The following is a 26,956-nucleotide window of genomic DNA, read 5'->3' as shown; positions in this document are numbered from 1 at the left end:
CCCCGACCAAGGAAGGATCGGCACATGATGGATCAGCAGACGGTCGATACGATCAAGCGGCTGATGGAATGGGAAGCGGCGCGGACCGCTCCGCCTCAAGGTTTCCCGCATCTGCCGGACCTGCCCGCCGGGCGCTACACGAGCCAGGAGTATTACGACCTGGAGCAGCAATACATCTGGAAGAAGAGCTGGCTGTTTGCGGCGCACCTCGATGAAGTGCCCGAGCCGGGCAGCTTCATGCAGTGGGGCAATGCGGGGCAGCCGCTGATCATCGTCCATGGCATGGACGGTGTGGTTCGCGCTTTCTACAACACCTGTCGCCACCGCGGCGCGCCGGTGGTGACCGAGCAGCGCGGGCGCAGCCCACGCCTGATGTGCGGCTATCACAACTGGACCTACAAGACCGACGGCGAGCTTGTCGGCGTGCCCGAGGCGCAGGATTTCACCGGCCTCGACAAGAGCTGCCGCAGCCTGATTTCCGTGCGCTGCGAGATGTACGGCAAGCTGATCTATGTAAACCTCGATGAAAACGCGGTGTCCCTGCGCGAGTGGATGGGGCCGATCTGGGACGAATGGGAGGAATTCGCGTTCGACAAGGTGAAGCTCGCCGCGCGCCAGTCGTTCGATCTCAAGTGCAACTGGAAAGTGGCGATGGAGGCCAACATGGAAGTCTACCATGTGCCCTTCATCCATGCCGAAACGGTCGCGCCGCTGGTCGATCACAAGCGCAATGTGAATACGATGTACCCAAGCGGCCACGCGCGGATGATCGCCCCGGCGCCGAAAAACACCAACCGCGAGCACGTGCGCGCGATCGATAATCCGCCTGAATGGAAGTCGATCGAAACGGTGGGCGAACTGGGGCGCACCACCACGCAGAGCTACACGATGTTCCCCAACTGGGTCTCGCCGCTCTCCAATTTCTTCATTCCGCCGCTGATCTTCTGGCCGACGTCGCTCAATACCACCCGGCTCGAACTCATCACCATGGCGCTTGATTGGGGAGATGGACCGGTGCCGGACTTGTGGACTGTGCCTGACGGCCAGGGCGGGCGCGAGATGAGCCCGATCATCCAGGAAGACACCCAGTTCGGCGAGGCGATCCAGAAATCGATGGAAAGCGACGGCTTCAAGTCCGTGCCGCTGAGCTATCAGGAAGCACGCATCTACAGCTTCCACCAGACCTGCGACAAGATGATCGGGCTGGACCGGGTGCCGCCACATCTCGCCGTTGAGCAGGTCATCGGCCAGGACTGGGTCTGGCCGAACGACCCGCGCGTCGCGCAAATGGAACGGCAGGCGGAAACCGTATGAGCATTCTCGACGGTTTTCGCATCGACGGACAAGTTGCGGTCATCACCGGCGCGGGGAAGGGCATTGGCCGCGCCATCGCCATCGCGCTGGCCGAGGCAGGCGCGGACGTGGCGCTGGGTGCGCGCACGGCAGCGGATATCGAGGCAGTGGCCGAGGAAATCCGCGCGCGGGGGAGGCGCGCCATTGCAGTGCCGACCGATGCGACTTCCATGGCGGCGCTCGAAAACCTTGCCGCGCGGGCGGCGGCGGAACTCGGGGCGGTCAATATCTGGGTCAGCAATGCCGGCGGCATTCCAGACGGTAATCCGCGCTACCTGACCAAGACCACCGAGGCGAGCTGGGACGCGCAGGTCGATCTCAATCTCAAGGCGGTGTGGATGGGCGCGGTCGTCGCCGCGAAGGCGATGGGCGAGGCCGGCGGGGTAATCCTCAGCACATCCTCGCGCGCGGCCCATGGTCCGCAGGCGAAAAACGGACCTTATGCGGCGGCCAAGGCCGGGGTGAACAGCCTGACCCAGACGCTCTCGCGCGAGCTGGCGCCGAAGATCCGCGTGAACGCGGTCGCGCCGGGACCGATCCCCACGCAGAACTTCAATGAATGCATGCGGACCGGCGACGAGACCGCACGCGAGGCGCTGCGCGAGATGATCCGCATCCCGCTGCAGCGCTATGGCCGCGAGGAGGATATCGCAGCGGCGGCGCTTTATCTCGTTTCGCCGGCGGCGGGGTGGGTGACCGGGCAGTGCCTCTATGTCGACGGGGGGCTGTGATTTGAGCGAGACCACCGACGTTCTGATCATCGGCGCAGGCGCAGCCGGCATGGCGGCGACGCTGTCTGCCCATGCGGCAGGCGCCGAAGTCACGCTCGCCGAGAAGGGCGAGCGGCTCGGCGGCACGGCGGCGGTTTCGGGCGGGATCATCTGGGCGGCGAACAATCCCCGCATGCAGGCCGCCGGAATGGCGGACAGCGAGGCAGAAGCGCTCGCGTATTTCGGCAGCCTCGATCACGGCGAGATGGATGCCGAGGTGCTGGGCGCCTTTGTGCGCGAGGCGCCGGATGCGCTGGCATTTCTGGAAGAAGCGGGCGCGCTCGCCGTCAGTATCCTGCCGAGCTATCCCGATTATTATCTCGACCGGCCCGGGGCAAAGCCCGAGGGCGGGCGCGCGCTCGATAACGAACTGTTCGATTTCACCACGCTCGGCCCCTGGGCGGAGAAGGTGTTCAGCGACGGCGTGATCCAGCGCATGATGCTGCGCGAAACGCCGCTCGGCGGCAGCAGCGGATTTGTCGATCCGGCAGAGCTCAAACGCCGCGCGGATGCGGACTTGCGCGGGTTCGGGCAGGCGATGATCGGGCGGCTGCTGGCGGCCTGCCTTGCACGCGGGATCGAGCCGCAGCTGGGGCTCAAGGCCGAACGGCTGATCGTCGAAGCGGGCCGCGTGGTCGGCGTGGAGTTTGCCGGAGGCCGCAGCATTCGCGCAAGCCGCGGCGTAATCCTCGCGACCGGTGGGTTCGAGTGGAATGAGAGCCTCAAGAAAACCTTCCTGCGCGGACCGCTCGATATGCCGGCTTCGCCGCCGGGCAATACGGGCGACGGGCTGAAGCTTGCGATGTCGGTCGGCGCGGGGCTGGGCAACATGACCTCGGCGTGGTGGGTGCCGACACTTTCCATCGGCGGTGCGCACTGGCCGGGCGGCGAGCAGCGCGCCGCACCGGTCCTGATCGAGCGGACGCTGCCGCATAGCCTGCTGGTCAACCGGGAGGGCAAGCGCTTCTGCAACGAGGCGAACAATTATTCCTCGCTCGCGGGCGCCTTCCACCTCTTCGATCCGGCGACTTACGACTATCCCAACAATCCCGCCTGGCTGGTGTTCGATGCGCAATACCGCGCGCGCTACCCGATTGGTCCGGTGATGCCCTTCGATGCGCTGCCGGACTGGGTTTTTGTGGGCGATACGCTGGAAGAACTGGCCGCCAGGATCGAAGTCGATGCTGCACAATTGCTGCAAACGGTGGAGCGTTTCAACACGCATGCAGCGAAGGCAGAAGATCCCGATTTCGGCCGCGGTGTTAGCGCCTACGATCATTTCTACGGCGACCGCTCGCGGCCCGGCGCAGCGGCAACCTTGGGGCCACTTGCGCAGGGTCCGTTTCACGCCGTGCAGCTCAAGCTGGGCGCGCTGGGCACCAACGGCGGCGCGCGGACCAATGCCGCCGCGCAAGTGCTCGATGTGGAGGGCGATCCGATCCCCGGTCTCTACGGTGCAGGCAACGTGATCGCGTGCCCGACTGGCAGTGTCTATGCCGGCGCGGGCGGTACTTTAGGTCCGGCACTCACCTTTGGGTGCATCGCCGGGCGGACGGCCGCGCGGCTGGCCAATCAATAGGAAGGGCATTCAATGAAGCGCATTCTGGTGCTGGGCGCTACGGGCGACCAGGGGCATCCGTTGCTGACGCGGCTGATCGCGGCGGGGATGACGCCGGTGGCGGGCCTGCGCAATCCGGCGGCGCTGGCGGGCACCGAGTTCGCCGAAGTCGAGACCGTTGCGGCGGACATCTATGACGAAGCCTCGATGATCGCGGCGGCCAAGGGCATGGACGCGATTGCTGCGCACCTGCCCTTCGTGTTCGACCGCGCTCTGGCGCAGAAGATGGGCGCGAACATTGCAGCGGCAGGCAAGGCCAATGGGGTGAAGCGCATCGTCTTCCACACCAGCTGTCATATCGCGGACGAGGATATCGGCAGCCCGGCGATGGACGGTCGGCGCGATATCATCGCGGCGATTGCGGGCAGCGGCTGCGAATGGGCGATCATCGAATCGCGCGTGTTCATGGACAACATGATCCGTAGCTGGAACAAGCCCGGAATCGTCAACAAGGGCGTGTTCGCCTACCCGGCCAAGCCCGATCTCAAGATCTCGTGGATTTGCCTCGATGACGTGGCCGCGTTCATGGTCGAGGCTCTGGCCAATCCTGACCTCCCCAGCGGACGCTACCGCGTCGGCGGGCCGGAGGCGCTGGTGGGCGACGAAGTGGCGGCGACGCTGAGCAAGGTTTCGGGCAAGTCCATCGTGTTCAAGAGCCTGACGCCCGACGATTTTGCCTCTGCGATGAGCCTCCTGGTGACGGGATCGCCGGACGTGAAACCAGCCTCGATCTACGACGGGATGGCCCAGTTCTACCGCTGGTACAACGCGCAAGCCCAATCGCCGCTTGTGGTGACGCCCGAGGAGATGGCGGCGCATTTCAAGCACAAGCCCGCAAGCCTTGCCGAATGGGCCGCGCGGCAGGACTGGAATGATCCGCGCGACCCCGCTCTGGCGACGCGCATGGCGGGGATGGGCCGGTAGTGCCCTTTGGGGGCTCATTCAATTCGGTAGGTCCGTGCTTGCGGCACTGCCGCTAGTCTCGCCTTCAACACAACGCTTCCTGGAGATTCCGACGTGACTGAAACCCGCCAATGGCTGCTCAATGGACACCCGCGCGGCCGCCCCATCAACGATGACGACCTCAAGCTCGTGACGACCACGCTGCCCGAACCGGGGCCGGGCCAGATGCTTTTGAAGACGCATTATCTCGGCTTCGATCCGGCGCAGAAGGGCTGGATGGAAAACATCGCGGACTACGTCGCACCGATGGCGATCGGAGACGTCATGCGCGGCTCGGGCATCGTCGAAGTCGTGGCGAGCAATGGCGGCAAGTTCCCGGTGGGGACCACGCTGGCCGGCTCGATCAACTGGAGCGAATACCTCGTCCACGATGGCGAGGGTCTGATCCCCTGCATGCCCGATTTGCCGCCGACGGCAATGCTCTCGATCCTCGGCACCACGGGCGTGACGGCCTATTGCGGCCTGTTCAAGGTGGGCGAGCCGGTGGCGGGTGATGTCGTCGTCGTCTCGGGCGCGGCAGGTGCCACTGGCTCGATCGTCGGCCAGCTGGCAAAGATCGCCGGCTGCACCGTGATCGGTATCGCGGGCGGGCCTGAAAAGTGCGAGTGGCTGGTCAAGGAAGCAGGCTACGACCACGCCATCGATTACAAGGCCGGTCCGATCCGTGCGCAGCTCAAGGAACTGGCGCCGCACGGCATCAACGTGATCTTCGACAATGTCGGCGGCAAGATCCTCAACGACATGCTCGCCTGCATTGCCACCAATGCCCGCGTGGTGATCTGTGGCGGTATCAGCCGGTACGAGACCGGCAATCTGCCCGCGGGTCCTGAAAACTACTTCAATCTCGTGTTCCGCCGCGCGCGGATGCAGGGCTTCATTGTGCTCGACTGGGCCAGCGAGTTCCCGGATATCCGCCGCCGTCTGGTAAAGTGGGTCAACGAGGGGCGCCTCGCCTACCGCGAGGACGTGCAGCAAGGCTTTGAAAACGCACCTGCCACGTTGCAGCGGTTGTTCTCGGGCTCGAACAAGGGCAAGCAGCTGCTCAAGCTTTGACGGTTAGGAGATAAGGCCATGGCTACTGTTGCGATTACCGGTGCTGCCCGGGGGATTGGTCTTGAACTTGCTGCGCAGCACGTTGCAGCAGGGGATACCGTTATTGCCCTCCCACGGAAGGCCAGCGCTGGGCTGGAGGAGCTTGCGGCGTCTTCAGGCGGGAAGCTCACGATACACCTCTGCGACGTGGCTAGCGATGCCTCGGTGCGCGCAGCGGCGGCAGCGAGCGGCGATGGCCAGATCGACGTGCTCTACAACGTGGCGGGCGTGACCGGCCCGATGGGGGGCGAGCTTGAAAGCGCCGATTGGGATGCGTGGAATGAGGCTTTCGCGATCATGGTGCAAGGCCCGCTGCGCGTGTTGCAGGCGTTCCTGCCGCGTCTTGGCGAAGGCTCGAAGGTCATGAACATCACCAGCCAGCTCGGCGCGATGGCCTGGCCGATGGGCGGCATGTATGCTTATGCCTCGGCCAAGGCGGCGCTCAACCGCCTGATGCGGTCCGTCGCGATCGATCTCAAGGGCAAGGGCATTGTCATCGGCCTGATCCATCCCGGCTGGGTCCAGACCGACATGGGCGGGCCGCATGCGCAGATTACCTCGGAGGAAAGCGCGTCCGGCATCCGCAAGCTGGGTGCGGAATGGTCGCTCGAGGACACTGGTGAATTCCGCAAGTGGAACGGCGAAACGCACGCCTGGTAAGGCGTGGCTCAAACCTGATCACAAGGTGATGCACAAGGAAAGCCGGCCCTGCCAAAGGGCCGGCTTTCGCGTTTGGAAAGCCTGCGCGGCGCCGGAGCAATGCGGTGTAAAGAGGCGGTCGTAGCGATCCGGCACATCTGCCGGTTTCCCTATCAAAAGTGCTCAAACGCCTTATAAACAGTTGAGCGTGGGTGCGGGATTGGTACCCTTCCTCCTGTTCGCCGACCCCCAGAGAATCCGGGCGGCGAAGTCATGAAGCGGGAGAGGGAAAATGCGCCAGATTGATACGGTGCGACTGGAAATTCGTTCTGGCACGGCGCGCCTCGCCCTGCTGGCCATGCTCGTTCCGGGCACGCTGCTGGCCGCAAGCCCCGCGCTCGCCGCTGCTGATGCTGCGGCACCGCCGCAGTCCGGAGCCTCGGCAGAAACACCCGCCGCGAGCGGTGTCGAAGACATCATCGTGACCGCCCGTCGCCGCTCGGAAAGCGTGCAGAGCATCCCGGTATCGGTGCAGGCGATCAGCGCCGCGACCGTTCAGGCGCGCGACCTGACCAGCCTTGAAAAGATCGCTGCGGCCACCCCGCAGTTCACTGTCGCGCGCGCCTCGAACGGTGCCGGCGCCCAGCTTACCATGCGCGGCATCGGCTCCAATGCGACTTCGATCGGCATCGAGCAATCGGTCGCGATCGTGGTCGACAGTGTCTATTATGGCCAGGGCCGCGTCATCAACGAGGGCTTTTTCGACCTCGCCCGCGTCGAGATCCTCAAGGGTCCGCAGGCGCTGTTCTACGGCAAGAACGCGACTGCCGGTGTGATCAGCTTGACCACTGCCGATCCGGGCAAGGACCGCGAGATCATCGCCCGCGTCGGCTACGAGCTCAATGCGCGCCAGCTTTATGGCGAGCTGATCTATTCAACCCCGCTCAGCGAAACGCTTGGCCTGCGCCTTGCGGTGCGCGGCTCCAAGATGTTCGGCGGGTACTATCGCAATGCTGCAGGCTCACAGGCCTACAACACGTTCGATGTTGCAACCGGCACGCTCAATCCGCACACCGCCGCAGCGGCTGCGGCGGACCAGCCGCAGGAACGTGAACTGATCGGCCGCGCCACGCTGAAGTACGATGGCGGCAGCGGCCTGACCGCGACGCTCAAGGCCTCGGGCTCGTGGAACGACACGATCGGCAACGGCTGGAACTATTCTGCGGTCCGCTGCCCGACCGGCGCAACTGCGCTGAATCCTGCCTACAAGTGCGACGGCGGCTTCAAGCTCTACCAGAACAATTTCCCCACCGATATCGCCCAGGCGACGCCCTATGGCCGCAGCAACGGTGATCTCTACAACACCTACAAGTCGTGGCAGGCGACCGGCACGATCAACTATGACATGACCAATGTCACGCTGAACTCGGTCACCAATTACAACTGGAACAACAACAAGTTCGGCTGTGACTGCGACTTCCTTGGCGGCGGCGTATGGGCGACGGAGAACGCCAGCTATCACGCCTTCAGCCAGGAACTCCGCGCGCTGACGAAGTTCGATGCGCCGGTCAACATCATGGTCGGCGGGCTTTATCAGAAGACCAAGCGCACCTTCTTCCAGGCCGTGCTTTTCGCCAATATCGAGAACTCGGCGGCGCCCACCGGCATGCGCTATGTCGCTTATGCCAAGGATTCGGCGACCGATGGCGAGACCCTGTCGGCCTATGGCCAGGCGATCTGGAAGATCGTCCCCACGCTCGAGGCGACCGCCGGCGTGCGCTACACGCACGAGACCAAGAAGAGCTTCTTCACGCAGCCTTACGTGAACCCGGCGCTGACCGGCATTTTCCGCCCGCAGAGCGCGGCGACCAACGGCGTGCTCACAGGTGACCAGACGTTCGCGGACTGGTCGCCTGACGTGACGCTGAGCTGGAAGCCCAATTCGGACGTGATGGTCTACGGCGCGTACAAGACCGCCTATAAATCGGGCGGCTTCTCCAACAGCGCGATCAACTCCGCGCTGGTGACGAACAATCCTTCGGCTGACCTCGCGTTCAATCCCGAACGCGGCCGCGGCTTCGAGGCGGGCATCAAGACCACGCTGTTCGATCGCCAGCTGCGCGCGAACCTGACGCTCTACAACTACAAGTACACCAACCTGCAGATCGACTATTTCAACTCGCAGGTCTTCGCCTATGTGACCTACAACGCCGGCGCGGCGCGGTCGAAGGGTGTCGAGCTCGAGCTGGAATATGCGCCGCGCGCAGTGCCCGGCCTCTCGCTCCACGGCACGCTGAACTACAACCGGGCGCGCTACATCAACTTCATTTCGCCGTGCTGGTCGGGCCAGAGCATCGCGGCGGGCTGTTCGCTCACTTCGGCCGATGGCCAGCCGCGGCAGGATCTATCCGGCGCACCGACTTCCGCCGCGCCGGAATGGACGGCCACCGCGGGCGTTTCCTATGAAACCGAAATCGGCAAGGGCCTGAAGTTTGGCGGCAATGTCGATACGCGCACCTCAAGCTCATACCTCGGATCGAGCTTCGGCGATCCCTACACCCGCCAGGCCGGCTATGCCGTGGTCGATGCAGGGCTCCGGATCGGCGCCGAGAATGATCGTTGGCAGCTTGCCGTGATCGGCAAGAACCTGACCAACAAGTTCTACTTCATCGGAGGCGGTACCGCGCCGCTGACGGGCGCGGGCACCGGCACCAACAACGCGACACTGGGCGATATCATCGGCTATGGTTCGATGCCGCGTACCGTGCGCCTGCAAGCCACGTTCAGGTATTGATGCAGGGCGGGGAGCGGAGAGAAGGAGCTTGAGGGCATGAACCTTGAAACCAGTCTGCCTCTCCCCCCCGAACCCGGTGCCGCGCGCTGCCCGGGGCCGAGTACGCGCGACATCATCCTGGCCGACGGGCAGGAGGTGCCGCCCGCGTTGATCGCCGAGGCCTATGCCTTCGCGGGTGATGCAGACATCGCTTACGACCGGTATATCTCGCCCGATTTCATGGCGCGCGAGTTTACCTACATGTGGGCGCGAACCTGGCAATGGGCGGCGCGAGAGGAGCATATCCCCGAGGCGGGCGATTACATCACGTATGATATCGGGCCGTGGTCGATCCTGATCGTGCGCGGCGATGATGGGGAAATCCGCGCCTATCGCAACGCCTGCCTGCACCGGGGTACGCAACTCAAGCGGTCTGACACCAGCGGCAGTGCAGTGGAAATCCGCTGCCCGTTCCATGGCTGGCGCTGGTCGCTCGAAGGCGAGCTTTCGCACCTCCCCTGCCGGTGGGATTTCCCGCATGTGAAGGACGAGGAATTCAGCCTGCCGCAAGTGCGGATGGAAACCTGGGGCGGGTTCGTATTCATCAACCTCGATCCCGATGCGCGGCCGCTGAAGGAGCAATTGGGTCCGCTTGCCGAGCATTTCTCGGGGCGCTGGGACCTCTCTGACCGGCGGATTGCGCTGCACCTCCAGAAGGAACTGCCGACCAACTGGAAGGCCGCGCAGGAAGCGTTTCTCGAAGCCTACCACGTCTACGAAACGCATGCGCAGGCGCTGCCCACGGCGGCCGATGCCAATGCGCAATATGACCTGTTCAGCGACCACGTGACGCGGTTCGTGCACACCATCGGCGTGGCGAGCCCGCATTACACCAAGCCGCAGACCGAGGCCGAGCTGTTCGACCGGATGCGCGTAGGCGGCGGACCGCTTCCCGAAGGCCGCACAGCGCGCTCCTATGCTGCTCAATTGCTGCGCGAGCAGATGTCGGCTGATCTGGGTGTGCTGCTCGATGTCTATTCGGATAGCGAGATGCTCGATTCCATCGAGTATCACCTGTTTCCCAACATGTGCCTGTTCCCGGGCGTCTCGCTGCCGATGATCTACCGCTTCCGGCCAATCGGCAACGATCCCTCGCGCTCGCTGTTCGATCTGATGTTCCTCAAGCTGGTGCCGCCGGGAACGCCGGTCGAGCATCCGCCCGAGCCGGTGCGGCTGAGCGTGGAGCAATCCTATGCCGAGGCGCCGGGGATGAATCCCGGACTTGGCGGGGTCTACGATCAGGATACCGACAATCTGGCGCTGCAGTATCAGGGCTTTCTTGGCTCGGCGAAGCGCGGGCAGACACTGGGGAATTATCAGGAGGCGCGCATCCGCCAGTTCCACCAGACGCTCGACCAGTATCTGGCGAAGGCCTGAACGATGGATCCGCTCGACCGCCTCGTTTCGTGGCAAGCCATCTACGACCTCAGCTGCGACTATATGCGCGCGCAGGACCGGCTCGATCGGGCGCTGCATATCTCGGTGTTCCATGATGATGCGACAACCGATTACGGTGCGGGCTGGCAGGGCGATGCGCCGGGGTTTGTCGAGTTCGCGCAGCGGGTGCTGACGCCGCACAAGGCGAACCACCATATGATCGGGCAGGTCCGCATCGATTTCGAGAGCCCGGACCTGGCCTTCGGCGAGGTCTATTTCCAGGCGCACCACCGGATTGCTGCGGAAGGCGGCGAGCGCGACATGTTCGTCGCGGGGCGATATGTTGATCGCTATGAGCGGCGCGGCGGCGTGTGGAAAATCGCGCATCGCAGCGAGCTGGTCGACTGGGCGCGCGATGAGCCGGCAGCCGACTTGCCCGGAGGCGAGACAATGTTTCCGTGGGGTGCCCGCAGTCCCCATGATCTCAGCTGCCGCCGTGAGGAGATGAGGCTGCGATGAGCAGGATTTGCCCGGAAGAGCTGGCCGACCGGCTGGCGATCATGGACGTGCTCAACCGCTATGCGCGCGGGATCGACCGCTGCGATCTGGCGGTGCTGCGCGAGGTGTGGTGGCCTGAAGCGGTCGCCGATTACGGCACCGGCGAGGTCAATGCGCTGGCGTGGTCTGAAGGGGTTGTGCCCGCGCTTGCTGCAATGCGCCGAACGCAGCATTTTCTAGGCAACATGCTCATCGATATCGACGGCGCGCATGCTACGGCGGAGACCTATTGCCGCGCGTGGCATGAAGTGGATGGGCCCGATGGTCCGCTGGAGATGGAAGTGGGCGGGCGCTATCTCGACCGGCTGGAGCGGCGCGGCGATGACTGGCGATTGCTACACCGGCGCTACGTGCTCGATTGGAGCCGCAATGGTCCATCGACCGCGCAGTGGGACGGTCCGCTCTATGGCACGCTGACGCGGCATGGGAAGCGCCTGCCCGGCGATCCCCTTTATACCGGAGACTGAAAAGATGGCCGCTGACCTTGATCCCCGCGTGGCGCTGCTGCTCGACAAGATGGCCTGCACCGAGCTCGTTCACCGCCTCGCGCGCGGGATCGACCGCTGCGATGCCGATCTGGTGCGCGCAGTGTTCCACCCCGATGCAACCGACGATCATGGCATGTACCAGGGCACTGCTGCTGACTTCGTGCCGTGGGTCATGGACGTGCTTTCGGGCATGCGCCGCACGCAGCATGTGATCGGCAATGTGCTGATCGAGGTCGACGGCGACAAGGCGCAGGGCGAGGCCTATTTCATTGCGCATCACCACATTCCGGGTGAGAGCGGCGATAACTTCATGGTCGCCGCCGGGCGCTATCTTGACCGCTTCGAGCGGCGGGGCGGCGAATGGAAGATTTCGCATCGCCACGCCGTCTATGACTGGAGCACAGTCGCGCCCTCGACCGACATGTGGGACCGCGCTGCCATGCCGGGCTATGCCTTCGGCGCGCGCGGCCACGCCGACCCATCCTACAATCACTTTTCCGGTGCCTGAAACAGGAGACCATGACATGACTACCGAGGCTCAACTCGCCCGTGCCCGTGCCACTTCGCTGGCCGATATCTCCCCGCTGGCCGATCCGCCGCTCGGCAATGCGCCGATCACGCCCGATCGCTATTTCTCGAAGGAATGGGCCGACCGCGAATGGGAGAAGGTCTGGACCAAGACCTGGCAGATCGCGGGAACGCAGGCGCAAGTTCCCAACGCGGGCGATTGGCTCACAGCCGATTTCGGTCCCGAAACGATTGTCTGTGTGCGGGGCGATGATGGTGCGGTGCGCGCGTTCTACAACGTGTGCCAGCACCGCGCGATGCCGGTGGTGACGGGTGAGCAGGGCCATTCCAAGCGGCTTGTGTGCCCCTATCATGGCTGGACCTACGACCTCGCCGGCAAGCTCAAGGTCGTGCCCGACGAGGCTGATTTTGTGCAGGGCTCGCCTTGCGGCAAACTCAACCTTGTCGAGGTGAAGTGCGAGACCTGGGCCGGGTTCGTATGGATCAACATGGACAAGGACGCAGCCCCGCTGCGCCAGTTCATGGGGCCGATTGCCGACCAGATCGATACCTACCCGATGGATGCGATGGTGCGCACGCACTGGGTGACGATTGAAGGCAACTTCAACTGGAAGCTGGTGCAGGACAACTTCAACGAGAGCTACCACGTGCCCTTCGTCCACCCGCAGACGAAGTTCGTGATGGAATACGGCTACAACCACTGCCAGTTCGATCTCTACCCCGAAGGCCATGCGCGCATGTTCATGCCGGGTGCGGGGCCGACCAAGCAGCTGCGCGGCGGCGAGGCCGAGACGCTCGAAATGCTGCGCGAGGAGCTGGAGTTCTGGGACCTTGATCCCGAACAGTTCCGGGGCGGCAAGACCGGCGAGATCCGGGCGGCGCTGCAGAAGGCGAAGCGCGAGAAGGGGGCGGAGAAGGGTTTCGACTTCTCGACCTATCACGACGACCAGCTGACCGACCACTGGCACTACACGATCTTCCCGAACCTCTCGTTCAGCCTCAAGCCCGACGGCAATATCTGGCTGCGCGCGCGGCCCCACGAGACCGATCCCGAGAAGTGCTACTTCGACATGTGGTACATGACACTCTTTCCCGCAGGCACGACGCGGTATTATTCGCAGTCGATGTCCGAATGGGTCGATGTTTCGGTGCCAGCACCGCACGTGCAGGGCAAGTGGGGCGAGGTTTCGGCGGGGCCCGGTATCGATCAGGACGTCTCGGTGTGGGAAGCGCAGCAACGCGGCCTGCATTCGCGCGGCTACCAGCGCGATTACCTGGCGTGGCAGGAACGCCGCGTGCGCTATTTCCATCAGAATCTGGAAAAGTGGATGGCGGGGTGAAGTGATAGCCCTCTCCCCTTCAGGGGAGAGGGCATTACCTCAGGCCACCCTCACCAACACCTTCCCGATCGCACCGCCGCCCAGCATCCGTGCATAGGCGGCGAGCGTGTTTTCGAGGCCGGGGGTTTCGTCGAAGCGTGAGACGAGACTGCCTTCGTCGTGCCACTGGCGCAGCGGCGGGATGAATTGCTCGGCGCGGTGGAAGTGATCGGGGACGAAAAAGCCCTCGATGCGCAGGCGCTTCATCAGCACCTGATCATACCGCGCGGGGCCGGGCAGCGGCTTGTCCGCATCGTAGGCGGCAACGAGGCCACAGACCGCAACGCAGCCGTAAAGCGCCATGTTGGGGAGGATGGCATCGAGGATCGGCCCGCCGACATTGTCGAAATAGGCATTGAGCCCGCCGGGCACTTCCGCAGCGAGGCGGGCGGCGATGTCGTCCGCCTTGTAGTCGATGGCGATATCCGCGCCCAGTTCCTCGGTCAGGTAGGCGCACTTGGCCGGGCCGCCGGCGATGCCGACAATACGCGCGCCGAGGTTGCGCGCAACTTGCACCGCAAGGCTGCCCGTCGCCCCAGCAGCGGCGGATACGGCGATCCACTCGCCCGGCTGGATGCGCGCAGTGTCGCGCACGCCGAGCAGCGCGGTCCAGCCGTTCATGCCGAGCGCGCCGAAATGCTCTCGCAGATCAGGCAAGCTTTCGTCGAGCGCCATGAGCCCGGCTTCTGCGGGCGTGACCACCGAATAGTCCGCCCACTGGCCAAAGCCGCGCACGAGCGTGCCTTCGGGGAAAGCGGGATCGCGGCTCTCCGAAATTCGTCCGATCACGAGGCCGGACATCTTGGTGCCGAGCGGCAGCGGCGGCTGGTAGCCATCGGTGCGCGGGCTCATCCACATGCGGGTGCCGGCATCCATCGAAAGCCACTGCGCGGCAATGCGGACCTGACCTTCAGCAAGCGGCTGCAAAGCTTCCTCGCGGAAGGAAAGCGCACTGGCGAAATCGTCGCCCGAGGGGTGGGCATCGAGCTGCCAGAAGCGGTTGGTGGTCATGTGAGGAGCTTTCAGCGCAGGCGGATGGTGGTGATGAGATCGCGCGCAGGGGCGCCTTCGCGGCCATATTCCCTGGCGGCATCGGCAACCATCGCGTAGAAACCGATGAGACTGGGGCGCGGGACATAGAGCTCGGTCATGTGGCCAAGGCTCGCGCTGGTATCGGCGAAAGCATAGACGAACCCGTCGGCCATTTCCGCACGCATTGCGCAAGGCGCACCTTGCGCAGCAAATTCGGCCAGCGCAGCATCGAAATCCTCGACGAAGACCGCGACATGGTGGAGCCCATAGCGGCCCGAACCTTCCGGATACATGTCGTGGAACGGGGAGGGGCCGGGATTGTTCTGCTGCACGAACTCCACCATCACTTCGCCCCATTGCCCATAGGCAGAGCTGTGATCGTGCAGCCGCTCAACCCCGCGATGCACCGTGCGCGCGAGGGGGATATTGTCCGCCACGAAGAACGGGCCCGAGCCATAAACCGCGTGATGCGCAACCGCCGCCACGCGCACGTCTGCGCAGAAATAGGCGACCTGCCGGATGGGCAGGCCAGCCATCAGCTGAACAGACTCTCCGGAGCTTCGATCAGCGCTTTCAGCGTCTGCAGGAAGCCCGCACCCGCCGCACCGTCAATCGCGCGGTGATCGACCGAGAGCGAGAGCCTGATCTGGCCCTCGAACGCAATGTCGCCGTCCGCCGTTTCGGTCGCCACACGGTTGATCCCGCCGACTGCGAGGATCGCGCCCTGCGGCGGATTGATGATCGCGTCGAACTCCTCGATTCCGAACATGCCGAGGTTGGAGATGCTGAAAGTGCCGCCGTCCATGTCATCAAAGCTCAGGCGGCCAGCCTGCGCCTTGTCGATCAGCGCGCGGGTAGTCGCCGCGATCTGCGCGATGTGCATCCGGTCGGCCTGGCGCACGATCGGGGTGACGAGGCCCTTGGGGCTCGCGACCGCGATGGCAACGTCGGCGTGCGGGAAGCTGTGCACCGCGTCAGCGGCAACCTGCACGTTGACATCCGGATGGCGGACCAGTGCCATGGCAACAGCCTTGACGAGGTAGTCGTTGATCGACGCCTTGGTGCCCATGACCATGTTCGCCGTCTTGCGCAGCGCGACGAGTTCATCGACCCGCGCCGAGACGCGCAAGTAGAAGTGCGGGATGGTCTGCTTGGCCTCGGTGAGGCGGCGGGCGACGACCTTGCGCACTTTGTCGAAGGGCTGGACGACGGGCGTATTGGCAACCGCCACGAAGGGCGCACCAAAAGCCGGAGCAGGGCCTGCTTCGGGCGCGGCGGGCTTCACCGCGCCGAGCACGTCAGCCTTGGAGATGCGGCCGCGCGGGCCGGTGCCCGTGAGTGTGCTCAGGTCGATGCCGTACTGCGCGGCGAGGCGGGCGGCGAGCGGCGAGGCAAACACCGCGCGCGTCTCGGCCGGGAGTTCGGCGGGGCCCTTCGGTGTATAGACTGGCTCCGGGCGCATCGCCTGGACAACGTCCTGATAGGTTATGCGACCGCCTCGGCCCGAACCCTGAATGGGCTCGATGTCGACGCCGTTGGCTTCGGCAAGCTTGAGTGCTTCGGGGCTGATCGGCCGGTTGGTGACGATCTTCCTGGGCTCCGGCGCGGTAGCTGGAGCGGGTTCCGGTGCAGCCGCGGCGGCCGGGGCCGCATCGGTGCTGGTTGCCTTGGCGGCGACGCCGGTTTCCGCGGGCTTGAACGCGGCAACGAAGGCATCGACTTCGGCATCGGTGGTGGCGGGATCGGTGAACACGCCGAGCAGCGCGCCCACCGGCTGCGGCTGATCACTGGCGGGGACGAGCACGCGCTTGAGCACCGCGTCGTATTCCGCTTCGACCTCGTTGGTGATCTTGTCGGTTTCGATGAGACAGATGACCTGGCCGCGCGAGAAAGCCTCGCCTTCCTTGACCATCCATTCAGCAACCGTGCCCTCGGTCATTTCGATGCCCCACTTGGGCATGCAGAAGGGGCGGATATCAGCCATGTGGCTACTTCCTTAGCGGTAGGAGAGGACCTTGCGCACCGCCGCTTCGATCTTGGGGATCGAGGGCAGGTACGCGGATTCCAGCTCGCGCGCGAACGGGACGGGCGTGTGCGGCGGAGTAACGCTGAGCGGCGGGGCCGTGAGGCTGGCGAAGGCCTTTTCGGCGACCATCGCGCAGATATCGCCGGCCAGGCTGCAGCGCGGGTTGGTCTCGTCGACCACCACGAGGCGGCCCGTCACTTCGACCGAATCGAGGATCGCTTCCTCATCGAGCGGGCTGGTGGTGCGCAGATCGATCACATCGCAGCCGATGCCTTCGGCGGCCAGCTTGTCCGCCACCGCTTCGCAGAAGCCGAGCAGCAGGCCGGTCGAGACAATCGTCACATCCTTGCCCGCACGCGTGAGGCGCGCGTGGCCGAAGGGGATCATGAAATCCTTGTCGTCGGGCACTTCGCCCTTCACGCCGTAGAGCGCCTTGTGTTCGAGGAAGATCACCGGATCATCGTCGCGGATCGCGGTGCGCAGCAGGCCCTTCACGTCGGCCGGAGTGCTCGGCATGACGACCTTGAGGCCGGGCATGCCGGTGAGGATCTGGTGCACTGCCTGGCTGTGCTGCGCGGCGGCGTTGTAGCCCGCGCCCCAGGCCATGCGGATGACGGCAGGGCACTTGGTCTTGCCGCCGAACATGTAGCGGAACTTGGCGAGCTGGTTCCAGATCTGGTCAAGCGAAACGCCGATGAAGTCTGCGAACATCAGCTCGGCCACCGGGCGCTTGCCCGCGAGCGCAAGGCCCGCCGCCGCGCCCATGATCGCGCTTTCCGAGATCGGGGTGTCGATCACGCGGTCGCCGCCGAACTTGCCGTAGAGCCCGGCCGAAGTCGACCAGATGCCCCCGATCGCTTCGGGCCCGCCAGCGGTGCCATTGCCGCCCACCACGTCCTCGCCCAGCACGACGACGTTCTCGTCGCGCTCCATTTCCTCGGCGATCGTGGAGAGGACCGCCTCGCGATACATCATTCTTGCCATTGGTCGCGCTCCCCGGGAATCAGTACGAAATGTAGACGTCTTCAAGGACGTCTTCGGGCTTGGGCCGCGGGGCGGCCTTGGCCTTGGTTACGGCGGTTTCGATCGCGTCCATCACATCGGCATCGACGGCATCGAGATCGGCATCCGAAAGGAGGCCCGCGCCGGTGACGCTGGCGCGGAACTTCTTGAGGCAATCGCGCGTCTCGCGGATGCGGTCGAGCTCGCCCGGGCCGCGATAGCGCTGCGGATCGCCTTCGAAGTGGCCGAAGAAGCGCTCGGTATCGAACTCGACCGCCGCCGGGCCATTGCCGGGCACGCGCACGTATTCGAGCACTTCGCGCATCGTTTCGAAGACCGAGAAGAAATCGGTGCCGTCACCGCGCCACACCTTCATGCCGAACGCCTGCGCGCGGCTGGCAATGTCCTTGTCGGTGCCGACTGCGTATTCGAAGCCGGTGTGTTCGGAATAGTGGTTGTTCTCGAACACGAAGATGCAGGCCGCCTTGGTGACGACGGCCATGTTCATCGCCTCGAACGTGGTGCCCTGGTTGCACGCACCGTCGCCGGAGAAGGCGATCGAGACGTGGCCCTTGCCGTCGATCTTGGCGGCGATGCCTGCGCCCACCGCGATAGGCGCGCCCGCGCCGACGATGCCGTTGGCGCCAAGCATGCCCTTGTCGATATCGGCAATATGCATCGAGCCGCCCTTGCCCTTGCACAGGCCATCACGGCTGCCCCAGATCTCGGCCATCATGCCGTCCACGTCGCAGCCCTTGGCGAGGCAGTGGCCATGGCCGCGGTGGGTGGAAACGATCTTGTCGTCTGACGAAAGATGCTCGCACACGCCGACTGCAACCGCTTCCTGGCCGCAGTAGAGATGCGTGAAGCCGGCGATCTCGCCGGTCTGGATATCGACGTGGAGACGTTCCTCGAACTCGCGGATGACCTTCATCTGGCGATAGGCCCGCAGCAATTCGTCGCGGCTGAGTTGCACCTTCAATCTCCCGGTTTGCTGGCCAGCGCGGCGGCGGTGGCCGCGCTCGGATCATGGTTTCACTTGGCCACCCGGCGCACCGCTTGAGAAGCCATAAAAGTGATAGGTAAGCGCGGAACTCTGCGCAATCAGCGATCCGTCAGCGATCCGTGCGAGGCACTGTGCTCCCGGCGATGATCGAGGCGCCATCGTCGATAACGTGGCTCTGGCCGTTGATGAAGCGGCTCTCGTCCGAAGCGAGGAAGAGCACGAGATGGGCCACATCCGCAGGATCGCCAAGGCGGTTCATCGCGGTGGCGGCATCGTGGACGGGGGCCGCCGCGCCGAGATCGGCGAGCTTGGCCGGCAGGCTCCGCACCATCGGCGTATCGATCCCGCCGGGCAGCACCGAATTGCAGCGCACGCCGCGCCCCTTCTTGATCGAATAGGCGGCGGTGGCGCGGGTATAGGCATCGATCGCGCCCTTGGCGGCGCAGTAGGCGGGGAAGGTCGGCTCGCCCTGGATCGCGGCGATCGAGGCCATGTTGACGATCGATCCGCCGCCGTTCGCTGCCATCGCGGGGATCGCGTGCTTGGTGCCGAAGACGACACCGTCGAGGCTGACCCCCATGATCTTCCGATAAGCCGCTTCGGTCAGCGTTTCGGGATCGCCGAATTCAACGATGCCGGCGTTGTTGACGAGCACGTCGAGCCGGCCGTGGCGGGCCGCCACAGCGGCAATCAGCGCTGCCCATGCGGCTTCACTGGTGACGTCGAGGTGGTGGTACTCGGCTGATGCGCCCAGTTCGGCCGCAAGCGCGCTGCCCGCCGCGTCATCGACATCGGTGAGGATCACCCGCGCGCCTTCGGCCACAAACAGCCGCGCATCGGCAGCGCCGAGGCCCTTTGCCGCACCTGTGATGATCGCGACTTTGCCCTTCAGACGGTCCATTTCAGCCCTCCTGCTTCACCGCCCCGGGGCGCGGCGGGCCGGCTTCGCGGGCGACGAGCGCACAATCATGGTAGTGGATCGTGTATTCCACCATCAGCCCGTCGACGCAGCGGGTCGTCTCCGCCAGCGAAGTGCTGATGCGGTTGCCGGTAAGCTTCGAGGTCATCGTCATGCGCAGTTGCAGGCAGAAGTAGTTCTCGTCCGTCAGGATGCCGAGCCGGTCGACGACCACGTCGTCCCAGTAGCTCCAGACATGCGGGAACAGCCGGATCAGCGCATCCTGCCCCTTCCAGTCACCGCCGAAAGGAAGCTCGGGCGGTTCGTGGACGACGTAATCGGGCGAGGTGATCGCCATCACCCCCGCCCAGTCGCCCTTGTCGATGCAGGCGAGCATGGTGTGGGCGAGCTCGAGCGGGGTCTTGCTCATCAGCTCAGAACTGCACGCGCTTGGTGAAGCCGCCGTCGATCACCAGATTGACGCCGGTCGAGTAGGACGAGGCGGGGCTGGCGAGAAACACGACCGAGCGCGCCACTTCGTCCGGCGCGCCGAGGCGGCCCATCGGCATCTGCGCCTTGATGCTCTTGTAGAAGTCCGGCATCGCGCCCTGGATCATCTCCCAGCTGCCGCCGGGAAACTCGATCGGGCCGGGCGAGACGGTGTTGACGCGGATGCCCTTGGGCGCAAGCGCCTGCGAAAGCTGCGAGGCATAGGTGATCAGCGCGGCTTTGATCGCGTTGTAGGCCTGCGGCATGATGAACGTCTCGATCGCGGCGGTGGACGACATCACGATGATCGAGCCCGCGCCCGAGGCTTCCAGCGCAGGGGTGAGGGTTTCGATGCCCTTGACCGCGGCCATGATGTCCACGTCGAGGCACTTCTGCCAATCCTGCGTGGCGCCTGCGCCCGAAACGCTGGCCATGTTGATGAAGATGTCGCAGCCGCCGAGCTTCTCCACCGCGCCATTGAGCCACGCGACGTAGCCGTCGATGTTGCCGGTCATGTCGAACGCATCGCCGTGGGCCTTGCCTTCGTTGCCCGCGAGTGCGGCGAGCGCGGTATCGATCTTGCCCTGATCGCGCGAGAAGAACGCGACGTCGGCGCCTTCGGTGGTGAGGATCTTGAGGACTTCGAGGCCGATGCCGCGGGCCCCGCCGTTCATGATGACTTTCTTGCCCTTGAGACCCAGATCCATCGCGCTCTCCATCCATAGCCGTCGCCCGGTGAACCCGGGCCTTTGTTGCGGCAGAATAGCCAAAACCGGCGTCCTGACAGCGCGCGGATTTGATAGTTTCTGGCCGGTCTGAATCGCCTTAGGCTCCCCCCAATTGGGAGAGAATATGGCTATCACCGGACCGATCGAGGACCAGCTCGCCATCCGCGCGCTGCACGACAACTATGCCGACGCCGTGTTCCGGCGTGACGCGGCTGACTGGGGCGCGCTCTGGGCGGACGACGCCGTCTGGGATCTGGCAGGGCACATCGTGAACGGCAAGGAAGCCATCGTCGGCCTGTGGACCGGCGCGATGAGCACATTCGCCTTCGTCGGCTTCTTCTACCAGACCGGTGCCATCGCCATTGACGGCGATACCGCCACGGGCCGCGTCTACACCAACGAGACGCTGGAGGACCTCGAGGGCAACCTGCGCCGCAGCATCGGCCGCTACGAGGACACTTACGTCAAGCGCGCCGGAACATGGGCTTACCAGAGCCGCAGCTTTGCAATTCTGAAGGGGTATTCGTGATGATCGTCGTAGTCGCAGGTGAGATCGATTTCGCGCCCGAGGTCCGCGACGAGGTGCTCAAGGACGCCCAGCCGCTGATCGACATGGCGCTCGCCGAAAAGGGCTGCCGCCACTACGCGTGGAGCCTCGATCCGCATCACCCGGGCCGCATTCACGTGTTCGAGGAGTGGGAGACCGCCGAGGATCTTGCCGTGCACCTGCTGGCCGAATCCTACTTCAAGATGGGCGCGCATCTCGCCGGGTTCACCATCCTCGGCGCCAACACGCGCAAGTATCGCTGCGACATCTCGGAGCCGGTCTATGGGCCCGACGGCGTGGCGACGGCAAACTTCCTCACCGCACAGGCCTAATGGCAAAGGAAACTAAGGCATGACCAATCTCTCGGGCAAGGTTGCCGTGGTGATCGGCGCGGCGGGTGCGGGCAACATGGGCCAGCACATCGCCCAGACTCTCGCCGATGCGGGGGCCAAGGTGGTCGTGGCGGGGCGCAAGGCGGATGAGCTGAGGCGGTTTGCCGGTGTGATCGCCGGTGACTGGGCGCTGTGCGACCTTTCGAAGAAGGCTGATGTGGAAGCTCTGGCGACCACCGTGCTGGAGCGCCACGGCAAAGTCGATATCGCGATCAACGCGACGGGTTGGGGCCTGCTAAAAGGGCTGCACGAGATCACCGAGGAAGAGCTCGACCAGATCATCGCGCTGCAGCTGAAGGGCGTGCACTACTTCCTCAGCGCCTTCGTCCGCGCGATGCCGCACGGTGGTTCGCTGATCCAGATCTCCTCGGCCACCACGCAGTGCGTGATCGACGATCATGCCGCCTATATCGCCACCAAGGCAGGCTCCGAAGCACTGATCCGCTGCGTCGCCAACCAGTACGGCCCGCAGGGCATCCGCGCCAATGTGCTCTCGCCCGGCTTCACGCTGAGCCCGATGACCGAGCAATCGTTCGCTGTGCCCGGCCTCGCCGATGCCTTCGTCAAGGAATATCCGCTGGGCCGTGTCGGCACCTCGGAAGATATCGCCAAGGCCGCGCTGTTCGTGGTGAGCGATGATTGCTTCATGTCCGGCCAGAACCTGCAGATCAACGGCGGCCTGACCTTGCGCCGCAACCCGCGGCCAGGTGAGATCCAGGCGGCCGTGGGCGCGGCAGTGGCTGCACTGCAGGCACAGAGCTGAGGTACTGCTCTCTCCCCTTCAGGGGAGAGATACGCAGGCTTGGCGCGCAGCGCCTAGCCGGAGTTGAGAGGGGCAAGCGCAGCGCGAGTTCCCCTCTCCCAGCCCTCTCCCCTGAAGGGGAGAGGGCTTATCATTACCCCGCCTTCTCCGCTTCCATCTGTGCCTTGATCATGGCGCGCAGCTGGTCCTTGCGGATCTTGCCAGAGGCCGTGCGCGGGAAGGTTTCGACCCATTCGATCCGTTCGGGACTCTTCTGCCTCGCAAGGCCCGCCTCGCTGACAAAGGCTGAAAGCGCGGCCATGTCCGGCTTCTCCTCGCCTGCCGGGATCAGGTAGGCGCAGATGCCTTCGCCAAGGCGCGGGTGCGGCATCGAGACGACGGCGGCTTCCTTGATGCCTGCGTGCAAGTGCAGCACGTCCTCGATTTCCTTGGCGCTGATGTTCTCGCCGCCGCGGATGATGAGGTCCTTCTTGCGCCCGGTGATGACCAGCGCGCCTGAGGGGGTGATCTTGCCGATATCGCCCGTGCGGAAGAAGCCGTCGTCGGTCAGCGATTCGCGGGTCTGCTCCGGATCGGCATAACCGAGGAACATCGCCGGGCCGCGCACGAGGATTTCGCCGTCGGTGCCGTGCGGCACTTCGTTGCCGTCATCGTCCACCAGCCGCAGTTCGTAATCGAGCGCGGCGCCATCGGTTTCGGCAGCTTCCACAAGGCTGTTTTCAGGCAGGATGCCCGGCGTCGCCAGCGGGACTTCGGAGCTGCCGTAGACCCGGTAGGCGCAAGGGTGCGCGAGGCGCTTGTTGGCGGCGTAGACCAGCTCTGAGGGGATGGCCGCGCCGCCACAGGCAAAGCGGCGGAAAGTGGGGAGCTTGGACCCGGCAGCCTCGGCAGCATCGCACAGTTCCTGCAGGAACGGCGTGGCGGCAACGGTGGAGGTGATGCCATAGCGGTCGATCAGCTCGACCGCGTCCTTGGCCTTCCACACTTCCATCAGCACGACCTGGCTGCCCGATGCGAATGGCTTTTCGAGGCCGCCTGAAAAGCCGCTGATATGCGTGACGGGCGAGGGCATCAGCGTCACGTCGTTCGGCACGCCGCTATACTTGCGCCCGAACTGCGCCACGCGGTCCAGCGTGTTATGCGAATGGAGCACGCCCTTGGGTCGGCCAGTGGTGCCCGAGGTGTAGAGAATGAGCTTGAGCGCGTTGGGATCAACCTTGTCGAGCGGCGTATTGAGGCCCCGGCCATGCTCGACCAGCGCGGCGAAATCGGGGGTACGCTCGCTGGGGCGCACGTAGATCACGTGCTTCAGGTCCGGCAGGTGCGGGCGCACCCGGTCCATCATCCCGGCAAAGTCGTAGTTCCGGAAGCTCTCGGCCACAAAGAACGCGCGGGCTTTGCTGTCGCCCAGCATCTGGATCACTTCGGCATCGCGGTAGATCGGCACGATCGGAGCAATCACGAAGCCACCGAGATTGGCAGCAAGGTTGATCACCGAGGCTTCGACCCAGTTGGGGACCTGGAAGCCGATCACATCGCCGGTGCGCAGACCCAGATCATGCAGCCCGCGCGCCAGCGCCTCGCCGTCTGCCAAAAGGCTGGCGTACGTCGGCGCGGTAGGATCGCCGAGATAGACCACCTTGTCCGGATCGGTTTCGGCCCAGCGGCGCGCGTAATCGCCGATGGTCATATTGGTCCAGCTGCCGTCGGCGGCATACTGGGCAAGGTGCGCGGGTATCGTGGCCATGGGGAACTTTCGTCAGTTTGCGCCTTAGTTGGACAGGGTCTGCCGGTAGAGCGGGTTGTCCTCGGCGTAGTAGTTGCAGTGGAAGCCGCTCGGCACGCGGAAGGGGATGAGCACGCGGGCGATGGGGCCCGCGGCGATGTCCTTCGCGGCGAAGATCGCCAGTTCGCTGGTGCCGCTGTTGGCGGGGTGGACGAGCGTCATGGCATAGCCGTCCGCCTCGTCCGTGCTGCCGAGGCGCGGAGCGAAGACCAGTTCGCCCGCTGCCGCGCCCGCGCCGAAGTGCCAGATGTCTTCCTCGCCGGTCTCGGTGTTGTAGCGCAGCACGGCGTCCATGCCCTCCACCCGGCCATCGCGCGATTTGAGGTTGATATTGGCGAAGCTGTGGCGGCTCTTGCGCGTCATCCGCCGGTCGTCAGGCCTCGGGAACTGGATGTCGCGCCCGTTGAGGACTTCTTCCTTGATCCAGCCGGTGTTGCCGGTGGGGTCGATGGTCCAGCGGCGCAGGTTCTGCTGCGTATCGAGATGCGTGCGCCGCGCGCCGGTCTCATCCGGGAACAGCGCCGTGCCATTGGCGGCGGCGACATCGGCGATGATCTTGCCGTCCTCTTCCCACACGTTGAGCTCGTGGAACATGTGGCGCGGCTCGAACTCGAACCACTGGATCTGGTCCGCCGTGCCCTCGCGCGGCATGACCGCGAACTTGGTCGGGCGGTCGTTGACCCACGCGGTCATCGGACCGCCCGCGGCAAAGCGCTTGAGGTCGGTATCGATCGGGATGAACGGGAAGATCGCCCAGTTTTCCGTCAGCAGGAAGGTGTGCATCAGGCTGAAGTGCGGCATCGGGATGATCTCGGTCTTGCGGATCGTCCCATCCGCCGCAACCACGTCGTAGCGCATTTCCGCCGGGCCCATCATGCCGTGGATGGCAGCGCCGGTGTTGAACATCTCGCCCGTCGCATAGTCCACCTTGGGATGCGCCGAGAAGCTGGAGGTGACGAGGCCGCCGTAGGTTTCCTCGTGCAGAGTATCCAGTTTGCGCGGATCGAGCGCCACCGGCGGCGCGCCTTCCATCAGGGCGAGAAGCTGGCCGCCGTGGAGGATCACATTGGTGTTACCGGTGTTGTAGCGCTTGCCCTGGACGCTCGGGTCAGACGTCATCGGATTGCCGAAGATGCCGAACAGGCGGCGCCCGGCGGCCTTCTCAAGCTCGAACTTCTCGGTCTTCACCCAGCGGTTGCGCATCGAGACGCGGCCATCCGCAAACTCGAAAGCGAAGACCATGCCGTCGCCATCGAACCAGTGGTAGTCGCCTTCGCGCGGCGGATAGAGCGGATCGGGGCCGTTGCGGTAGAACATGCCGGCAAGGTCGTCGGGCAGGTTGCCCACCACGATCAGATCGGGCGCATCGGCCTCGAAGCGGATCGGCGCGTGGTGGCCAGACAGGTAGGGGTGCTCGAAGAAGGGTTCAGCCATGGCCCGGATATCCTCCCGAAGGATCTTGTCGCCGCGCTGGGTGGCGGCCTCGTTGCAGTGTGGGTGCGATGGGGGGCGCGTTCACCTGCCAAAATGGGGAGTGCGCCTGCCTCCCACCGCACCACCTGGACCGGCAAAAATGACAGTCGTCTTGATGGCGGCGGGGTCTAGGCTCTAGCGTTCGGGGCGATGCCGCCGACCGGCGTGCGCCCACCCGATCCAGGAGCCTTTCAGTGACCGATAACCGCCGTTTCCTGCTGGTCCGCCGCCCCAACGGCGCGCCCGTGGCCGAAGATTTCAGCCTTGTTTCGGAAGCCTTGCCCGATCTGACGGACGGCCAGTTCCTGATCCGCAACCACTATGCCTCGCTCGATCCTGCCATGCGCGGGTGGATGGATGATGCGCCAAGCTATATGCCGCCGATCCCGCTCGGCACGCCGGTGCGCGCCTCGACCGTGGGCGAAGTGGTGGCGAGCAAGGCGGATGGCTTCCCGGTGGGGCAGTGGGTTTCGGGGCTGAACGCCATCGAGGAATACTCGGTCTCGCAAGCCGGGGGCTTCAGCGCGCCGATCGATCCCACCATCGTGCCCTCGCCCACGAACTTCCTCTCGGTGCTCGGCGCGGTGGGGATGACCGCCTATTTCGGCTATCTCGAAGTGTGCAAGCCGCAGCCCGGCGATGTCGTCATGGTGACGGGCGCGGCGGGCGCAGTCGGCTCGCTCGTTGGCCAGATCGCCAAGCTCAAGGGTGCCAGCAAAGTCATCGGCATCGCGGGCGGTCCCGAAAAGTGCAAGCGCCTCATCGAACGCTATGGTTTCGACGTTGCCATCGACTACCGCGGCAAGACCGTCGACCAGCTTTCGGCAGAGATTGCCGCCGCCGCGCCGCAGGGCGTCAACGTGATCTTCGAGAACGTCGGCGGTGATATTCTGGACGCCGGGCTCAACAATCTGGCGATGCATGCGCGGATCGGCCTCTGCGGCCTGATCAGCGAATACAACAATGCGGGCGAAAAGACCGGCGCGCGCAATGTGTGGCAGCTGATCGTCAAGCGCGCCTCGCTGACTGGCCTGCTCGTTGCCGATTACGTGCCGCGCTTCGGCGAGGGCATTGCCGCGATGGCGGGCTGGATGACCGAGGGCAAGCTGGTGTTCGACGAGCATGTCGATGAAGGTATCGACAACGCCTTGCCGGCGTTCCTGCGGCTGTTCAGCGGCTCGAACGACGGCAAGATGATCCTGAAGCTGAGCTGATC

26 protein-coding genes are annotated in these 26,956 nt (G+C 64.7%); 16 read left to right on the top strand and 10 right to left on the bottom strand.

Features of this window, described 5'->3' with window-relative positions:
- Positions 1 to 24: 24 nt before the first annotated feature.
- The 12 genes from ACO056_RS18500 (at position 25) to ACO056_RS18445 (ending at position 13,559) form a co-directional block, all read left to right on the top strand.
- Positions 25 to 1,314, top strand: a complete 1,290-nt coding sequence (locus tag ACO056_RS18500) for an aromatic ring-hydroxylating oxygenase subunit alpha (protein ID WP_421849772.1) — start codon at positions 25 to 27, stop codon at positions 1,312 to 1,314.
- The gene (locus tag ACO056_RS18495; protein WP_421849769.1) at positions 1,311 to 2,084 is read left to right on the top strand and encodes an SDR family NAD(P)-dependent oxidoreductase; all 774 of its coding nucleotides are present in this window, start codon (positions 1,311 to 1,313) and stop codon (positions 2,082 to 2,084) included. Before ACO056_RS18500 ends, ACO056_RS18495 begins: the two co-directional genes overlap by 4 nt.
- Position 2,085: 1 nt before the next feature.
- A complete protein-coding gene (locus tag ACO056_RS18490) occupies positions 2,086 to 3,702 on the top strand; it encodes an FAD-dependent oxidoreductase (protein ID WP_421849766.1) in 1,617 nt (538 codons plus the stop codon).
- 12 nt (positions 3,703 to 3,714) lie between these two features.
- A complete protein-coding gene (locus ACO056_RS18485; RefSeq protein ID WP_421849763.1) occupies positions 3,715 to 4,665 on the top strand; it encodes an SDR family oxidoreductase in 951 nt (316 codons plus the stop codon).
- Positions 4,666 to 4,758: 93 nt separating this feature from the next.
- Positions 4,759 to 5,757, top strand: coding sequence for an NADP-dependent oxidoreductase (locus ACO056_RS18480; protein WP_421849760.1), 999 nt, complete (start codon positions 4,759 to 4,761; stop codon positions 5,755 to 5,757).
- Positions 5,758 to 5,775: 18 nt separating this feature from the next.
- Positions 5,776 to 6,456, top strand: coding sequence for an SDR family NAD(P)-dependent oxidoreductase (locus tag ACO056_RS18475; RefSeq protein WP_421849757.1), 681 nt, complete (start codon positions 5,776 to 5,778; stop codon positions 6,454 to 6,456).
- 271 nt (positions 6,457 to 6,727) lie between these two features.
- Positions 6,728 to 9,229 carry a TonB-dependent receptor gene (locus ACO056_RS18470; protein ID WP_421849754.1) on the top strand — a complete coding sequence of 834 codons (2,502 nt, stop codon included), beginning with the start codon at positions 6,728 to 6,730 and terminating at the stop codon, positions 9,227 to 9,229.
- Between the two features lie 36 nt (positions 9,230 to 9,265).
- On the top strand, positions 9,266 to 10,645 hold the full coding sequence (locus tag ACO056_RS18465) for an aromatic ring-hydroxylating oxygenase subunit alpha (protein WP_421849752.1): 1,380 nt from the start codon (positions 9,266 to 9,268) through the stop codon (positions 10,643 to 10,645).
- Positions 10,646 to 10,648: 3 nt separating this feature from the next.
- The gene (locus ACO056_RS18460; RefSeq protein WP_421849749.1) at positions 10,649 to 11,164 is read left to right on the top strand and encodes a nuclear transport factor 2 family protein; all 516 of its coding nucleotides are present in this window, start codon (positions 10,649 to 10,651) and stop codon (positions 11,162 to 11,164) included.
- On the top strand, positions 11,161 to 11,670 hold the full coding sequence (locus ACO056_RS18455; RefSeq protein WP_421849746.1) for a nuclear transport factor 2 family protein: 510 nt from the start codon (positions 11,161 to 11,163) through the stop codon (positions 11,668 to 11,670). The genes ACO056_RS18460 and ACO056_RS18455 overlap by 4 nt, the downstream gene beginning before the upstream one ends.
- Before the next feature lie 4 nt (positions 11,671 to 11,674).
- Complete coding sequence (locus tag ACO056_RS18450; protein WP_421849743.1) at positions 11,675 to 12,199, top strand: nuclear transport factor 2 family protein; 525 nt, start codon at positions 11,675 to 11,677, stop codon at positions 12,197 to 12,199.
- A 16-nt stretch (positions 12,200 to 12,215) separates the two neighbouring features.
- The gene (locus tag ACO056_RS18445) at positions 12,216 to 13,559 is read left to right on the top strand and encodes an aromatic ring-hydroxylating oxygenase subunit alpha (RefSeq protein ID WP_421849740.1); all 1,344 of its coding nucleotides are present in this window, start codon (positions 12,216 to 12,218) and stop codon (positions 13,557 to 13,559) included.
- Between the two features lie 39 nt (positions 13,560 to 13,598).
- Here ACO056_RS18445 and ACO056_RS18440 read toward each other — a convergent pair whose 3' ends face one another.
- The 8 genes from ACO056_RS18440 to ACO056_RS18405 all read right to left on the bottom strand — a co-directional run bounded on the left by ACO056_RS18440 (position 13,599) and on the right by ACO056_RS18405 (position 20,758).
- Positions 13,599 to 14,609 carry an NADP-dependent oxidoreductase gene (locus tag ACO056_RS18440; RefSeq protein WP_421849737.1) on the bottom strand — a complete coding sequence of 337 codons (1,011 nt, stop codon included), beginning with the start codon at positions 14,607 to 14,609 and terminating at the stop codon, positions 13,599 to 13,601.
- A gap of 11 nt (positions 14,610 to 14,620) precedes the next feature.
- Positions 14,621 to 15,166, bottom strand: coding sequence for a VOC family protein (locus tag ACO056_RS18435; RefSeq protein ID WP_421849734.1), 546 nt, complete (start codon positions 15,164 to 15,166; stop codon positions 14,621 to 14,623).
- Positions 15,166 to 16,614: a 2-oxo acid dehydrogenase subunit E2 gene (locus ACO056_RS18430; RefSeq protein WP_421849732.1), complete on the bottom strand. Its 1,449-nt coding sequence runs from the start codon at positions 16,612 to 16,614 to the stop codon at positions 15,166 to 15,168. Before ACO056_RS18430 ends, ACO056_RS18435 begins: the two co-directional genes overlap by 1 nt.
- Before the next feature lie 12 nt (positions 16,615 to 16,626).
- Entirely contained in the window at positions 16,627 to 17,640 is a 1,014-nt protein-coding gene (locus tag ACO056_RS18425) for an alpha-ketoacid dehydrogenase subunit beta (protein ID WP_421849729.1), read from the bottom strand.
- 19 nt (positions 17,641 to 17,659) lie between these two features.
- Positions 17,660 to 18,634: a thiamine pyrophosphate-dependent dehydrogenase E1 component subunit alpha gene (locus ACO056_RS18420; RefSeq protein ID WP_421849727.1), complete on the bottom strand. Its 975-nt coding sequence runs from the start codon at positions 18,632 to 18,634 to the stop codon at positions 17,660 to 17,662.
- 139 nt (positions 18,635 to 18,773) lie between these two features.
- Positions 18,774 to 19,565: an SDR family oxidoreductase gene (locus tag ACO056_RS18415; RefSeq protein WP_421849724.1), complete on the bottom strand. Its 792-nt coding sequence runs from the start codon at positions 19,563 to 19,565 to the stop codon at positions 18,774 to 18,776.
- A 1-nt stretch (position 19,566) separates the two neighbouring features.
- Positions 19,567 to 19,992: a nuclear transport factor 2 family protein gene (locus ACO056_RS18410; protein ID WP_421849721.1), complete on the bottom strand. Its 426-nt coding sequence runs from the start codon at positions 19,990 to 19,992 to the stop codon at positions 19,567 to 19,569.
- Positions 19,993 to 19,996: 4 nt separating this feature from the next.
- The gene (locus ACO056_RS18405) at positions 19,997 to 20,758 is read right to left on the bottom strand and encodes an SDR family NAD(P)-dependent oxidoreductase (protein WP_421849718.1); all 762 of its coding nucleotides are present in this window, start codon (positions 20,756 to 20,758) and stop codon (positions 19,997 to 19,999) included.
- Positions 20,759 to 20,903: 145 nt separating this feature from the next.
- Between ACO056_RS18405 and ACO056_RS18400 the strand changes: the two genes are divergently transcribed.
- Genes ACO056_RS18400 through ACO056_RS18390 form a run of 3 tightly spaced genes read left to right on the top strand, consistent with a single transcriptional unit; the run spans position 20,904 to position 22,481 of the window.
- The gene (locus ACO056_RS18400) at positions 20,904 to 21,308 is read left to right on the top strand and encodes a nuclear transport factor 2 family protein (protein ID WP_421849715.1); all 405 of its coding nucleotides are present in this window, start codon (positions 20,904 to 20,906) and stop codon (positions 21,306 to 21,308) included.
- Complete coding sequence (locus tag ACO056_RS18395) at positions 21,308 to 21,658, top strand: putative quinol monooxygenase (RefSeq protein ID WP_421849712.1); 351 nt, start codon at positions 21,308 to 21,310, stop codon at positions 21,656 to 21,658. The genes ACO056_RS18400 and ACO056_RS18395 overlap by 1 nt, the downstream gene beginning before the upstream one ends.
- Before the next feature lie 19 nt (positions 21,659 to 21,677).
- Positions 21,678 to 22,481, top strand: coding sequence for an SDR family NAD(P)-dependent oxidoreductase (locus tag ACO056_RS18390; RefSeq protein ID WP_421849709.1), 804 nt, complete (start codon positions 21,678 to 21,680; stop codon positions 22,479 to 22,481).
- 133 nt (positions 22,482 to 22,614) lie between these two features.
- Here the strand turns inward: ACO056_RS18390 and ACO056_RS18385 are convergent, their stop codons facing one another.
- Together ACO056_RS18385 and ACO056_RS18380 are read right to left on the bottom strand one after the other, a co-directional pair.
- Positions 22,615 to 24,228: an AMP-binding protein gene (locus ACO056_RS18385; RefSeq protein ID WP_421849706.1), complete on the bottom strand. Its 1,614-nt coding sequence runs from the start codon at positions 24,226 to 24,228 to the stop codon at positions 22,615 to 22,617.
- Positions 24,229 to 24,252: 24 nt separating this feature from the next.
- On the bottom strand, positions 24,253 to 25,701 hold the full coding sequence (locus ACO056_RS18380) for a carotenoid oxygenase family protein (protein WP_421849703.1): 1,449 nt from the start codon (positions 25,699 to 25,701) through the stop codon (positions 24,253 to 24,255).
- A gap of 233 nt (positions 25,702 to 25,934) precedes the next feature.
- Between ACO056_RS18380 and ACO056_RS18375 the strand changes: the two genes are divergently transcribed.
- Positions 25,935 to 26,954 carry an NADP-dependent oxidoreductase gene (locus ACO056_RS18375; protein WP_421849700.1) on the top strand — a complete coding sequence of 340 codons (1,020 nt, stop codon included), beginning with the start codon at positions 25,935 to 25,937 and terminating at the stop codon, positions 26,952 to 26,954.
- Positions 26,955 to 26,956 lie beyond the last annotated feature (2 nt).

Source organism: Novosphingobium sp., from assembly GCF_965228995.1.
Taxonomy (GTDB): Bacteria; Pseudomonadota; Alphaproteobacteria; order Sphingomonadales; family Sphingomonadaceae; genus Novosphingobium.
The sequence above is the reverse complement of the archived record's forward strand: the minus strand, read 5'-3'. Positions and strand labels throughout refer to the sequence as shown.

Bases quoted from the DNA above. Each gene is read 5' to 3' on its own strand.
- ACO056_RS18410 (WP_421849721.1), bottom strand. From the start codon at position 19,992: ATGAGCAAGACCCCGCTCGAGCTCGCCCACACCATGCTCGCCTGCATC.
- ACO056_RS18500 (WP_421849772.1), top strand. From the start codon at position 25: ATGATGGATCAGCAGACGGTCGATACGATCAAGCGGCTGATGGAATGG.
- ACO056_RS18450 (WP_421849743.1), top strand. From the start codon at position 11,675: ATGGCCGCTGACCTTGATCCCCGCGTGGCGCTGCTGCTCGACAAGATG.
- ACO056_RS18405 (WP_421849718.1), bottom strand. From the start codon at position 20,758: ATGGATCTGGGTCTCAAGGGCAAGAAAGTCATCATGAACGGCGGGGCC.
- ACO056_RS18380 (WP_421849703.1), bottom strand. From the start codon at position 25,701: ATGGCTGAACCCTTCTTCGAGCACCCCTACCTGTCTGGCCACCACGCG.
- ACO056_RS18465 (WP_421849752.1), top strand. From the start codon at position 9,266: ATGAACCTTGAAACCAGTCTGCCTCTCCCCCCCGAACCCGGTGCCGCG.
- ACO056_RS18440 (WP_421849737.1), bottom strand. From the start codon at position 14,609: ATGACCACCAACCGCTTCTGGCAGCTCGATGCCCACCCCTCGGGCGAC.
- ACO056_RS18460 (WP_421849749.1), top strand. From the start codon at position 10,649: ATGGATCCGCTCGACCGCCTCGTTTCGTGGCAAGCCATCTACGACCTC.
- ACO056_RS18495 (WP_421849769.1), top strand. From the start codon at position 1,311: ATGAGCATTCTCGACGGTTTTCGCATCGACGGACAAGTTGCGGTCATC.
- ACO056_RS18455 (WP_421849746.1), top strand. From the start codon at position 11,161: ATGAGCAGGATTTGCCCGGAAGAGCTGGCCGACCGGCTGGCGATCATG.
- ACO056_RS18445 (WP_421849740.1), top strand. From the start codon at position 12,216: ATGACTACCGAGGCTCAACTCGCCCGTGCCCGTGCCACTTCGCTGGCC.
- ACO056_RS18395 (WP_421849712.1), top strand. From the start codon at position 21,308: ATGATCGTCGTAGTCGCAGGTGAGATCGATTTCGCGCCCGAGGTCCGC.
- ACO056_RS18470 (WP_421849754.1), top strand. From the start codon at position 6,728: ATGCGCCAGATTGATACGGTGCGACTGGAAATTCGTTCTGGCACGGCG.
- ACO056_RS18415 (WP_421849724.1), bottom strand. From the start codon at position 19,565: ATGGACCGTCTGAAGGGCAAAGTCGCGATCATCACAGGTGCGGCAAAG.
- ACO056_RS18430 (WP_421849732.1), bottom strand. From the start codon at position 16,614: ATGGCTGATATCCGCCCCTTCTGCATGCCCAAGTGGGGCATCGAAATG.
- ACO056_RS18435 (WP_421849734.1), bottom strand. From the start codon at position 15,166: ATGGCTGGCCTGCCCATCCGGCAGGTCGCCTATTTCTGCGCAGACGTG.
- ACO056_RS18425 (WP_421849729.1), bottom strand. From the start codon at position 17,640: ATGGCAAGAATGATGTATCGCGAGGCGGTCCTCTCCACGATCGCCGAG.
- ACO056_RS18385 (WP_421849706.1), bottom strand. From the start codon at position 24,228: ATGGCCACGATACCCGCGCACCTTGCCCAGTATGCCGCCGACGGCAGC.
- ACO056_RS18485 (WP_421849763.1), top strand. From the start codon at position 3,715: ATGAAGCGCATTCTGGTGCTGGGCGCTACGGGCGACCAGGGGCATCCG.
- ACO056_RS18475 (WP_421849757.1), top strand. From the start codon at position 5,776: ATGGCTACTGTTGCGATTACCGGTGCTGCCCGGGGGATTGGTCTTGAA.
- ACO056_RS18390 (WP_421849709.1), top strand. From the start codon at position 21,678: ATGACCAATCTCTCGGGCAAGGTTGCCGTGGTGATCGGCGCGGCGGGT.
- ACO056_RS18400 (WP_421849715.1), top strand. From the start codon at position 20,904: ATGGCTATCACCGGACCGATCGAGGACCAGCTCGCCATCCGCGCGCTG.